General features: G+C 58.2%; 11 protein-coding genes and 1 pseudogene. 9 read left to right on the top strand and 3 right to left on the bottom strand.

Translation table 11 applies throughout. From position 1 onward, the window contains the following. The 3 genes and pseudogenes from P7F28_RS02745 to P7F28_RS02735 all read left to right on the top strand — a co-directional run. Positions 1–282, top strand: a pseudogene (locus P7F28_RS02745) (UTP--glucose-1-phosphate uridylyltransferase); the annotation flags it as partial. A gap of 125 nt (positions 283–407) precedes the next feature. Next, entirely contained in the window at positions 408–974 is a 567-nt protein-coding gene (locus tag P7F28_RS02740; protein WP_277182906.1) for a septal ring lytic transglycosylase RlpA family protein, read from the top strand. Positions 975–1045: 71 nt separating this feature from the next. After that, positions 1046–2107 carry a phytoene/squalene synthase family protein gene (locus P7F28_RS02735; RefSeq protein WP_277182905.1) on the top strand — a complete coding sequence of 354 codons (1062 nt, stop codon included), beginning with the start codon at positions 1046–1048 and terminating at the stop codon, positions 2105–2107. Here the strand turns inward: P7F28_RS02735 and P7F28_RS02730 are convergent. After that, entirely contained in the window at positions 2085–2936 is an 852-nt protein-coding gene (locus P7F28_RS02730) for a LysR substrate-binding domain-containing protein (RefSeq protein ID WP_277182904.1), read from the bottom strand. The two genes, P7F28_RS02735 and P7F28_RS02730, sit on opposite strands and share 23 nt — an antisense overlap. Before the next feature lie 127 nt (positions 2937–3063). On the opposite strand from P7F28_RS02730, the gene P7F28_RS02725 reads away from it, so the two are divergent. The 3 genes from P7F28_RS02725 to P7F28_RS02715 all read left to right on the top strand — a co-directional run bounded on the left by P7F28_RS02725 (position 3064) and on the right by P7F28_RS02715 (position 5571). Continuing rightward, positions 3064–3930 (top strand): alpha/beta fold hydrolase, encoded by an 867-nt coding sequence (locus P7F28_RS02725; RefSeq protein WP_277182903.1) that lies wholly within the window; start codon positions 3064–3066, stop codon positions 3928–3930. Between the two features lie 194 nt (positions 3931–4124). Beyond that, entirely contained in the window at positions 4125–4502 is a 378-nt protein-coding gene (locus P7F28_RS02720) for a hypothetical protein (protein ID WP_277182902.1), read from the top strand. A gap of 187 nt (positions 4503–4689) precedes the next feature. Then, complete coding sequence (locus tag P7F28_RS02715) at positions 4690–5571, top strand: fructose bisphosphate aldolase (RefSeq protein WP_370467221.1); 882 nt, start codon at positions 4690–4692, stop codon at positions 5569–5571. Positions 5572–5588: 17 nt separating this feature from the next. On the opposite strand, the gene P7F28_RS02710 is transcribed toward P7F28_RS02715, so the two are convergent. Beyond that, positions 5589–6821 carry an NAD(P)/FAD-dependent oxidoreductase gene (locus P7F28_RS02710; protein ID WP_277182900.1) on the bottom strand — a complete coding sequence of 411 codons (1233 nt, stop codon included), beginning with the start codon at positions 6819–6821 and terminating at the stop codon, positions 5589–5591. A gap of 308 nt (positions 6822–7129) precedes the next feature. Here P7F28_RS02710 and P7F28_RS02705 point away from each other — a divergent pair, with 308 nt between their 5' ends. Further along, complete coding sequence (locus tag P7F28_RS02705) at positions 7130–7426, top strand: DUF4148 domain-containing protein (protein ID WP_277182899.1); 297 nt, start codon at positions 7130–7132, stop codon at positions 7424–7426. 77 nt (positions 7427–7503) lie between these two features. On the opposite strand, the gene P7F28_RS02700 is transcribed toward P7F28_RS02705, so the two are convergent. After that, positions 7504–8451, bottom strand: a complete 948-nt coding sequence (locus tag P7F28_RS02700; protein WP_277182898.1) for a LysR family transcriptional regulator — start codon at positions 8449–8451, stop codon at positions 7504–7506. Between the two features lie 121 nt (positions 8452–8572). On the opposite strand from P7F28_RS02700, the gene P7F28_RS02695 reads away from it, so the two are divergent. Then, on the top strand, positions 8573–10087 hold the full coding sequence (locus tag P7F28_RS02695) for a CoA-acylating methylmalonate-semialdehyde dehydrogenase (protein WP_277182897.1): 1515 nt from the start codon (positions 8573–8575) through the stop codon (positions 10085–10087). Between the two features lie 178 nt (positions 10088–10265). Continuing rightward, entirely contained in the window at positions 10266–11198 is a 933-nt protein-coding gene (locus P7F28_RS02690; protein ID WP_277182896.1) for a LysR family transcriptional regulator, read from the top strand. The last annotated feature ends 2 nt before the right edge of the window (positions 11199–11200 follow it).

The raw sequence follows: 11200 nt of genomic DNA, 5'->3' as shown, positions 1-11200 counted from the left end.
GATCACTTGCGCAATACGCGTCCGAACGCAGGCGGTGAAATTCAGTTAACCGATGCAATCAGTAAGTTGCTGGCGGAAGAACAAGTGCTGGCTTATCGCTATTACGGCACGCGTTTCGACTGCGGCAGCAAGCTCGGTTATCTCAAGGCGACGGTGCAATTTGCGCTAAGACATCCTGAAGTGCGTCAGGCGTTCGAACATTATCTTCGTGCTGAAGTGTGGGCGTTAATGCCTGAATTGCTTAGTGGCGGTAAGCCTGCCGCAGCTTTGTCGTCAGCTTGATTAAGCATTTTCCTTAGCAATGTAAAGATGCGTCATATCTAGTCGCTAAGGGTCAACGAAGCTAAAGAACGGGCGTTATGAGCGGGCCGATTCCATGAATCGGTATTTCATGGAGAAGTCCGCTCATGCAGGCCAGTGCCTCTGTTTTTCGCGGGCGCGTGGCCGCGCTCGTTGCTTTTATCGCTCTTGGCGGATGCGCTGCGCATCAAGCGCCGGAGCCCGCGCCAGTGGTCGAAGAGCCACTGATCACTTCGACGGTCGAGCCTGACGAAGTCGCGCCATCAGATGCGACGTCAGATGCGCCATCTATCCAGCCGGTTTCGTTTGAAGTCGGCAAAGCAACCTATTACGCGCGCAAATTTCAAGGCCGTCGTACCGCAAACGGCGAACGTTACGATATGCACGCGTATTCCGCAGCGCATCGCACCTTGCCGTTCGGCTCTTATGTGCGCGTAACCAATGTGGTGACTGGACGATCCGTAATCGTGCGTATCAACGATCGCGGGCCGTTTGTAAAGGATCGCGTGATCGATCTTTCTTTTGCAGCGGCCACGATTATTCGTTTGCAACGCGCTGGCAGCGCTAAGGTCAAGCTCGAACGCATCACCGCTGACGAAGCGCATAAAGAGACATCTAAGGAAGCGTCTAAAGAAACGCCTAAAGAAGCACCTACAGAAGCGCCTAAAACGTGAAGTAACACGCGGACGGATACAATGCCCGCGGCGCGCGTTATCGCGCGAATGGCCGATATCCGATCCGACACATGAACTCATCTCCTCGGGCCTTTCTGCTTGGCCCGCTTTTAAAGGGCGTTTCGCGCTCGTTCTATCTCACGCTGCGCATTCTGCCGGGCGCAATGCGCGATCCGATCGGTCTCGCCTATCTGCTCGCGCGCGCCGCCGATACCATCGCCGATACGTCGCTGGTGTCGCCGCAACGCCGTCTCGATCTTCTGCTGTCTTTGCGCGCTCAAGTCAACGGCACGCGCGATGACCACGCGTTGCGCCAGATCGCAAACGAAGTCGCAGGCCAGCAAGCGCAACCGGACGAACGCAAGCTGCTCGAATCTTTAGGCGATGCCCTCGCCATCCTCCCGCAACTCAGCGCAAGCGATAGCGCCGCCGTGCGCGATATCGTCACTACGCTTACCACCGGTATGGAATTCGATCTGCGCACCTTTCCCGATGAAACCTCGGGACAGATCGCCGCGCTTAAGCAATTCGATGAACTCGACCGCTATACATATCTCGTTGCGGGCTGTGTCGGCGAGTTCTGGACGAAGATGACGTATGCGCATATGCCGGGCACACTGAAGATTGCGCAGGAGATCATGCTTAAGCGCGGCGTGCGCTTTGGCAAGGCTTTGCAGATGACTAACGTGCTGCGCGATTGCGCACGAGACCTTCGTATCGGCCGATGTTATTTGCCATCGTCAATGCTCGCGCGTCATGGTCTCGAAGCAGAAAACCTCTTGCAGCAAGATGTTTTCGTGCGCGCGCGGCCCGTGTTAGCTGAACTGCTGCAACACACGCTCGGGCTGTATCAGGATGCCATCGACTACACGCTCGCCATTCCGCGCGGCCAAGTGCGGCTGCGTCTCGCGTGCCTGTGGCCCATCATGATCGGTCTCGAAACACTCGTGCTGCTCGCGCAAAATCACGCATGGCTCGATCCCGAGCGCATCTCCAAAGTGCGTCGCAATGACGTGTATCGCATCATGGCTGCTTCCTTGCCGATGGTGGCATCGAATGGCTTAGTGCGAAATTGGGCCGTCAGGCGTATGAATATGATTCAAGCCGAAATCAACGCCGTAGGTCGGCCATGATGCGTTCGGCAAGAAAGTCGCAAGGCGGCCTTCTCGATGCCGCACTGCGCGCCAGCACCACTTCGAGCGTGCCGATATCGGGCAAGCCCTGAGGCGGACCGAGCAGCGTGAAATGCGCCGGCACCGCGCATTTTGCGAGCGGCGTGACGGCAAGACCGGCTTCGGCCATCGTCAAAAGACCGAGCAGACTAGGACTTTCATACGAGGTTCGATAGGGAATGCGCGCATGCTCCAGCGCGCGAATGGCGTTTTCGCGCGCCACGCTTCCGGGCAGAAACACGGCGATTGGCAAGGGGCGTTCGCGCCAGATTTCGGTGTCGCCGGGTGCGGCGGCCCAGACCATCGGCTCGTGACGCACGAAGTCGCCTGAGAGGCCTTTGACGCGCGTGGCGCAGACGAGATCGACGGAACCGTCCTTCACCATCGGCGCAAGCGCGAGGCTCGGCAAGCCGACCACCTGAATTTCGACCTTGGGGTAAGTCGCGGAAAATTTCTTGAGGATGGGCGGAAACAGCGACGACGCGTAGTCGTCCGGCACGCCAATCACCACGCGCCCGGTCACATCGGGCCGAACCACCGCTGCCCACGCTTCGTCGCGCAAAGCGATCATGCGACGCGCGTAGGTCAGCAGCACTTCGCCGTCTTGAGTGGGCACCACGCTGCGCGGCTTGCGCACGAATAGCGCCTTGCCAAGCGCGGTTTCGAGCGTTTTGATCTGCATGCCCACCGCTGATTGCGAGCGATGCACCAACTCCGCCGCGCGGCTGATATTGCCCGTGTCCGCCACGGCGACGATCATAGTAAGAACATCGAGGTCGAGTGCTTTCATCGGCTAAGAACGGCGCTAAGGAATTCGCTAAAAAACGCGCTATAAGAAAATCTGAACCATCCTATCAAAATTATGCGATTTTCTTTTAAGTCTGCGCGGCGCATAGTCGCATTCAAGGAGCTTATCCATGAATGCGCGTACCGATTTCGCAGTGTTGACTGGCGTTCCAGCCTTGCCTGAAGCCTCATTTGCCACGACGGCATCCGGCATTTCCGTGCCTTTCGTCGATGCAGGCGATGGCGAGCCGATGCTGTTCATCCACGGCTCGCTGTGTGATTACCGCTACTGGTCCGCGCAAATCGCGCCACTTTCGAAGCACTTTCGATGCATCGCGCCGAGCCTTTCACACTATTGGCCCGCCGTCGATGCGTTCGTGCGCGGCGAATTCGGCTGGGAAGCGCACGTCGCGGAAATGGCGGAATTTATCGAAGCGATGGATATTGCGCCGGTGCACTTAGTCGGCCATTCGCGCGGCGGCTGCGTCGCATTTCATTTGGCGCGCGAATATCCGCGTCTTGTGAAATCACTGACGCTTGCCGATCCGGGCGGTCCTTTGCAAATCGCGCCGCAAGCGGAAAACGCAACGCTGCCGCCCGCAATGAATGCCTTGCGCGCACGCGTAGCGGATTTAATCGATCAAGGCGAATTTAACCAAGGCTTGGAAATGTTCGTCGATTCGGTCAGCATGCCGGGCTTTTGGAGCAAGAGCACGGAAAGCTTCCGCCGCATGGCGCTGGATAACGCGCTGACGCTGCCTAAGCAATTGCGCGATCCTTTGCCCGCTTATTCGCGCGATATCGCCCGCGATATCAAGTGCCGCACGCTGCTGATCGACGGACAGAAAAGCCCGCGCATGTTTCGCAATAACGTCGAAAAGCTGGTCGAGTGGGTCGAATTTGCAGAACGCGTAACAATCAATGGGGCATCGCACGGAATGAATGTGGCTAATCCGGGCGCATTCAATCGCGCATTGCTGGCGTTTGCATCGGCTTAAGAAAAGAACACGCGTGCGCTAAAACGCTTTGGCAGACTTAGCTAAGAAAATAGCCAGGCGCTAGCGTTAAATCGCGCACTTTAGCAAGGCATTTTTACGTCCGATCTTTGCATGCGTGTTGTGACGCGGCAACGATTAATCAGCGTTATCCGGCTAACATCATTCGCACCTCATCCCTTGAGAAGAGGGCACCTGTGAGCACGGGCAACGACGATCTCGAAACATGGAAACGCCAGCGCACCATCGAACTGGCGTACGAACTGGCTGACAGCGGTCAGTACGATGACTTCACTGACGTCGTCTACGCGCTGCAATTCGAGCGAGGGATGACGACGGCGCAGGCGCTTATCGTCGATCCCGACATGCGCCGCGCGCTCAACCAGCGTTGCGCCACTGCGCGTGAAGCGTTCGCACCGGTCGTCATACCTGAGCCAGTGGTCCTTGAACCCGAGGAAGCACCGCTGCCGGTTCCTCAAGCTTCTTCCTCATTCTTTCGCCGCGCGGCAAGCATGCTTTCACGCTCCGGCACGCGCACCGTGAACGCCGGTGATCTCAATTCCGCGCCTTCCTAAGCGCTTCTCTTAGCGCTTTTCTTAAGCAATTCGACAGCAAAGCCGGGTATTTGGCGGATTTGCACGAGAAAGGCGCACGCCAAAACCAGTACACTTATCAAAGGTGAACCAGAAGCCCGGGATGTCGCTTTGCGCGCGTTCCGGTGTTTGAACTTTGAGGAGGGAGATGTTCGTGGCTAACGAAAAGATGCTCGCGCAGATGGCCGATAAGCAAGGTTTCATTGCCGCTCTGGATCAGAGCGGCGGCTCGACGCCCGGCGCATTGCGGCAATACGGAATTCCTGACGACGCCTATAACGGCGACGCCGAGATGTTCAAGCTGATGCACGAAATGCGCGTGCGCATCATCACCGCGCCTTCGTTTACCGGCAAGAAAGTGATCGGTGCGATTCTGTTCGAACGCACGATGGACGGCGAAGCGGAAGGCAAGCCGGTGCCCGCATTCCTGTGGGAAGACCGTGGCGTGGTGCCGTTCCTGAAGGTCGATAAAGGCCTCGAAGAGCAAAAGGACGGCGTGCAGATCATGAAGCCGATTCCCGGCCTCGACGACTTGCTTGCTCGTGCTGCAAAGCTCGGCATCTTCGGCACCAAAATGCGCTCGGTTATTCACGATGCCAACGAGCAAGGCATTGCCGCTGTGTCGAAACAGCAATTCGAAGTGGGCGCGCAGATCATCGCGCATGGTCTGGTGCCGATCCTCGAACCGGAAGTTTCGATCAAGAGTCCGAACAAGGCCGCTGCAGAAAAGATTCTGCGTGACGAATTGCTGAAGGGTCTCGACGCGCTGCCGGAATCGAGCCAGGTGATGATCAAGCTGACCATCCCCGATGAGGCGGATTTCTATCGTCCGCTGATCGAGCATCCGCGTGTCGTGCGTGTGGTGGCGTTGTCGGGCGGCTATACGCGCAGCGATGCGTGCAAGAAACTTGCGCATAACCACGGCATGATCGCGAGCTTCTCGCGCGCGCTGATCAACGAGCTGAAGAAGTCGATGAGCGACGACGAATTCGACAAGACGCTCGAAGCCTCCATCGACGAAATCTACGACGCTTCGGTTGATAAGGTCTAAGGCTTAAGTCGTATGGATTACTGACCGTCCGCGCGGACGGTCGGAGGCGGCGCCTGGACCACGGGCGCCGCCGCTGCAAACAAAGCCTCGCGCGTGCCCTCTTTAGGCGGATAAATCCGCTCCCCGTTGATGGTGCGCTTAGTGGCTTTAGCGGTTTCCCCTTGCGAAACCAGATGCCTGTCCCATCCTTCCGTATAGACCGCGCCCCACGGGCCGAGATCGCAAATGGTCGTGTACCAGTCGATTTCCAGCGGCAACATTTCTTTAGCGTATAAATCGCAGGCGGCGTTGTTGCCGGCATAACGGCCCATCGGCCGGCCATGCTGACACGACATCACCGAAGGCCGCACGCCGTCGATCAGAATGCGCGCGCAGTCGCCGGCTGCAAAGACGTCGGGGACGCCTTCCACGCGCAGAAACGAATCGACGGGAACGCGTCCGGCGGGATCGAGCGTAACGGGCAATTGCGCGGCCAGCGCACTCGCGCGCATGCCGCCGCACCACACTACCGTGCACGCGTCGATGCGCTCTTTTTTCGCGCCATTGGTGAGCACCACGCCTTGCGCGTCCATCGATTCGAGCGACATGCCCGGCCGCAACTCGACCGCAAGCGTGTTAAGCGCATCTTCGATAACAGGCTGCGCGCCGCCCATCGACTGCGCGATCTTGCCCGAGCGATCCGCGATCACGACACGCACTTTGTCGCGATCGGCTTCATCGACGATTTCGCGCATACGTGAGGGCAACTCCGCCGCAAGCTCGACGCCCGTCAGCCCCGCGCCGACCACGACAGCCGTATAGCGTCCCGGTGGATCCGGCAAAGCGGGCAAGGTTTGCAGATGCGCCTGCAGCGTGCATGCGCCGCCGTAGGTATCGACATCGAAGGCGTATTGTTCGAGGCCGGCAATATGAGGGCGCACGAGTTCGCTGCCGACCGCGAGAATCAGGCGGTCGTACTCGACCGCGCCGTCGCCGTCGGTCATGACGCTTCGGTTCGTGCTATCGATGGAAGTGGCTTTGGCCTGAACAAGACGCACGCCGGTTGGCCCCAGCACGCTATCCAGCGGCACGAGCGTGGGTTCGAGCGGATGCTCGTAATTGCGCACGCGCACGCTATGCCACGGCTGCGGGTTGATGATGACGACCTCGGCCTGATCCGCGCGCTGGCCCAGTTCATCGAACTTGCGCGCGGCGGCGAGCGCGCTCCATAGTCCCGCGAAACCCGCGCCGATCACCACGATTCGCTTCAAGGCCGTCTCTCCCATCGCAAGGGCGAACGGGGCGCGATCGTCCGTGCTGCATGCGCGCCCGAGATCTCATTTTGTTATAGACGATTCGTGAATGACCGGAAGGGTCGCAAGGGCTATCTGTATGCGTGTTTTTATCGATCGATATGGATACCTATCGCGTCGATTAGCTTGCTTTTCACCAATACTGATTTCGTCGAATCAGTATTTACCCTAGTGAATGAAGTTCCTAAACTCTGTTCAACGGTCGCAGGCAAGCCAAAACAAGGCAACGCAAGCGACGCATTCAAAACTGATCGGAGGAAGCAATCATGAACAAGCTCATCAAAATTGCTGCTGTGGCACTCGCTTTGTCGGCACCGCTTGCATCGTTCGCACAAAGCCAGCCGCTAACCCGCGCCGAAGTTCGCGCACAACTGGTCCAACTGGAAAAAGCGGGCTATAACCCGGCCCGTTTAAGCGATACGACCTATCCGCAAGACATCCAAGCCGCACAAGCGCGTGTCAATGCGCAAAACGGCTACGGCGGTGTATCGGAAGGGACGGTGCAATCCGGCTCGGGAATCGCGGTGCAACACGATATTGGCTCGACGTTCGCGCATCACTAAGCCACTCGCTTAGCAATTCCTAAGCAATTCCCTGAGCAATACGCTAAACGCGCTCGCTAAAACCGAGCGCGTTTTTGCTAAGAAGAAAGCGGAAATCCGCTGGCAAAAGCCTCGCGCAAATAGCCGATAAAAAGCGCCACCGCACGCGGCACATGCGGTGTATAAGGCCGCACGACATAAAGATGTTCCGCAAAGCCGCCGACAGGTCGCCAATCCGGCAACAGCACCACGAGCTTGCCGCTTTGCACGGCAGCCTGCGCGGTGAAGTCCGGCAATAGCGCGATGCCGAGATCATCCAGCGCTGCATCGCGCAATACTTCGCTATTGTTGGCTGAGAAAGGCCCATTTACCGCCAGCGTATGCGGCCCCGCCGATGACTTGCGCGCGCCCTTGCGCTCGAATGACCACACCGCTTGCGATTGCGTGCGCGGATAAAACAGACAATCGTGCACGGCGAGTTCAGCGGGCGTCAAAGGCGTGCCGCGACGCTTCAAATACGCGCGCGTTGCGACAATCACCGAATGCGTGTCACACAACTTCCATGCGACATGCGTTTCCGGTGCTTGTGCGCTGTGCCGGATCGCGAGATCGAAGCCTTCGGTTGCAATCGAACTCAAACGATCGGATGCATCCAGTTGCACCCGCACTTCCGGATGCGCGTGCAAAAACCCCTGCATACGCGATACCAATTGCTGCCGCGCGAACGCCATCGGCGCAGTCACGCGGATCAGGCCGCGCGCCACGCCCGCCATTTCCCTGACACTCGTAAAGCTTGCGGCGATGTGCTCGTATTGCGCGCGCGTGTCATCGACGAGTCTTCGGCCGGCTTCCGTGAATCGCACGCTGCGCGTGGTGCGCGTGACCAGCGGCACGCCCGCCGCGCGCTCCAGTTCCGCAATGCGCTGACTCATCGCCGCTTTGCTTACGCCCAGGCGCGCCGCCGCCGCCGTGTAACTGCCTTGCTCAGCCAGCACCGTTAGCCAATGCAAATGCGTCCACAGCGCCTCGATTTTTTGCTCATCCATAAGAGAATTAATACGTCGATTGTTTGCCGTTACGAACAATGAGTTCAATCTTAACGTCTTTGCAGCGCGCCCGATCGTTCATACACTGCATGTATTGCTAAACCGAACATCAGGAGACACGATGCCCGCCGCTTTCAACGATACCAACGACGTCGTCCATTTCATTCACGGCGAGCGCGTCAACGGCTCTGGCTCGCGCTCGCAGCCCATTTTCAATCCGGCGACCGGCGAGCGTCCGCGCAAGCTCGTCTTAGGCGAAGTGGCCGATGTCGATGCCGCTGTGCAGAGCGCGAAAGCCGCGTTCCCGGCCTGGCGCGACACACCGCCTATCCGCCGCGCACGCGTCATGCTCAAGTTCCTCGAATTGATGAACACGCATCGCGACGAACTCGCCGCGATCATCACCGCCGAGCACGGTAAGGTCTTTACCGATGCGCAAGGCGAAGTGTCGCGCGGTATCGATGTGATCGAATTTGCATGCGGTGTGCCGCAATTGCTCAAGGGCGATTACACCGATCAAGTCTCCACTGGTATGGACAACTGGACAATGCGTCAGCCGTTGGGCGTCGTGGCCGGTATCACGCCGTTCAATTTCCCGTGCATGGTGCCGTGTTGGATGTTCCCGGTCGCAATTGCCACCGGCAACGCGTTTATTCTTAAGCCAAGCGAGCGCGATCCTTCTGCGTCGCTTTTTATGGCGAAGCTGCTTAAAGAAGCAGGCTTGCCCGATGGCATTTTCAACGTCGTGCAAGGCGATAAAGTCGTGGTCGATGCACTGCTCGAACATCCCGATGTGCGCGCGATCAGCTTCGTCGGTTCGACGCCGATCGCCAATTACATCTACGAAACGGGCGCCAAGCACGGCAAGCGCGTGCAGGCTTTGGGCGGCGCTAAGAATCATATGGTCGTGATGCCCGACGCCGATATCGAACAGGCAGTCGATGCCCTGATCGGCGCAGGTTACGGTTCCGCAGGCGAGCGCTGCATGGCGATTTCCGTTGCGGTGCTGGTGGGCGATGTCGCCGACAAAATGGTGCCGCTGCTTGCGGAACGCGCCAAGACGCTCAAGATCAAGAACGGCATGGAACTCGATGCCGAAATGGGCCCGATCGTCACTAAGCAGGCACTCGAACGTATCGAAGGCTATATCGCAATGGGCGTGGACGAAGGCGCAAAGCTTGTCGTCGATGGACGCGGCTTCAAAGTGCCGGGCCACGAAGACGGCTTCTTTACCGGCGGCACACTGTTCGACAACGTCACGCCAGACATGCGTATCTACAAGGAAGAAATCTTTGGGCCGGTGCTGTCTTGCGTGCGCGTAAAAGACTTCCAGGAAGCAGTCGATCTCGTCAATGCACACGAGTTCGGCAACGGCGTTGCATGCTTTACGCGCGATGGCCATATCGCACGTGAATTCGGGCGTCGGATCGAAGTCGGCATGGTCGGTATCAATGTGCCGATTCCGGTGCCGATGGCATGGCACGGCTTTGGCGGCTGGAAACGCAGTTTGTTTGGCGATATGCACGCATACGGCGAAGAAGGCGTGCGTTTCTATACCAAGCAAAAGTCGATCATGCAGCGCTGGCCCGAAAGCACGGAAAAGGGCGCTGAATTTGTGATGCCGACCGCTAAATAACCGCTAAATAAGCTTGGCCTTAGCCTAAAGAAAACGCCCGTTTATTCGCTAAGAAAAACGGGCGATTTTCTTTGCAAAGCGCATTTATTCCTTGCCGTAACAAGTCATTCAAGTGAAGCCCGATTGACCGCGCACGCTCAAGCATCGAAGATGCAGGTCAACACATCCGGGCCGAAACATGCAGCGTCAATTCGACGATCTTCTTCTCGGCAGTATCGAACTGTTTTGCTTAGCGGCGGAACTGGGCAGCTTTACGCTTGCCGCAACCGCTGCCAGCGTTACGCCCGCAGCGGTTAGCCGTTCCGTCGCGCGGCTTGAGCAGCGCCTTAACGTGCGGCTTTTCGTGCGTACCACGCGCCAGATTCGCCTGACCGATGCAGGCCGCCGTTACTTCGAGCAATGCCGCGACGCGCTCAATCGATTAGCCGAAGCGGAGCGCGAAGCGACCGGTCAGCAGACCGTGCCCGCAGGCGTGTTGCGCATCAGCATGCCGACGCCTTACGGCCACTATCGCGCCTTGCCGATGCTCGCCGAATTTCGCGAGCGATATCCCGAAGTGCAAGTGGAAGCACACCTAAGCAATCGCAATATAGACTTCGCGGAAGAGGGGTTTGATCTGGCGATACGCGGCCGCGCGCCGCGCGACTCGGGTCTTATCGCGCGCAAGCTTGAAGATGCGGAAATGGTGCTGGTGGCGTCGCCCGCTTATATCAAGCGCAAAGGCAAGCCAAAAACGCTTGAAGCACTAGGCGATCACGATTGCATTCAGTTCGAAATGCCAAGCACGGGGCGTCCGGTGCCGTGGCTTTTTATGCGGAACGGCGAGCCGGTGGAATTCGTTACGCACGCGACTTATAAAACTTCCGGCGATGCTTTAGCCGGTCTTCCGCTTGCGCTTCATGGCGCTGGACTGTTTCAGACTTATCGCTTCGTTGCCGATGCCGAACTTCGCGCGGGCACGCTCGTCGAAGTGTTGAAGGACTTCGGCGGATGCAGCCGGCCGTTCATCCTGCTTTATCCGCATGGCAGGCATCTGTCATCGCGTGTGCGGGCTTTCGTGGACTTTATCGTCGAAAAGTCTGCGGCTTTCTCAAAGGACATTCGATCATGAGC

Source organism: Caballeronia sp. BR00000012568055 (assembly GCF_029439455.1).
GTDB lineage: Bacteria > Pseudomonadota > Gammaproteobacteria > Burkholderiales > Burkholderiaceae > Caballeronia.
Note: the sequence above shows the minus strand (reverse complement) of the source record. Positions and strands in the feature narration are given on the sequence as shown.

Coding starts and splice junctions, on each gene's coding strand:
- P7F28_RS02740 (WP_277182906.1), top strand. CDS start 408: ATGCAGGCCAGTGCCTCTGTTTTTCGCGGGCGCGTGGCCGCGCTCGTT.
- P7F28_RS02735 (WP_277182905.1), top strand. CDS start 1,046: ATGAACTCATCTCCTCGGGCCTTTCTGCTTGGCCCGCTTTTAAAGGGC.
- P7F28_RS02730 (WP_277182904.1), bottom strand. CDS start 2,936: ATGAAAGCACTCGACCTCGATGTTCTTACTATGATCGTCGCCGTGGCG.
- P7F28_RS02725 (WP_277182903.1), top strand. CDS start 3,064: ATGAATGCGCGTACCGATTTCGCAGTGTTGACTGGCGTTCCAGCCTTG.
- P7F28_RS02715 (WP_370467221.1), top strand. CDS start 4,690: ATGCTCGCGCAGATGGCCGATAAGCAAGGTTTCATTGCCGCTCTGGAT.
- P7F28_RS02705 (WP_277182899.1), top strand. CDS start 7,130: ATGAACAAGCTCATCAAAATTGCTGCTGTGGCACTCGCTTTGTCGGCA.
- P7F28_RS02700 (WP_277182898.1), bottom strand. CDS start 8,451: ATGGATGAGCAAAAAATCGAGGCGCTGTGGACGCATTTGCATTGGCTA.
- P7F28_RS02695 (WP_277182897.1), top strand. CDS start 8,573: ATGCCCGCCGCTTTCAACGATACCAACGACGTCGTCCATTTCATTCAC.
- P7F28_RS02690 (WP_277182896.1), top strand. CDS start 10,266: ATGCAGCGTCAATTCGACGATCTTCTTCTCGGCAGTATCGAACTGTTT.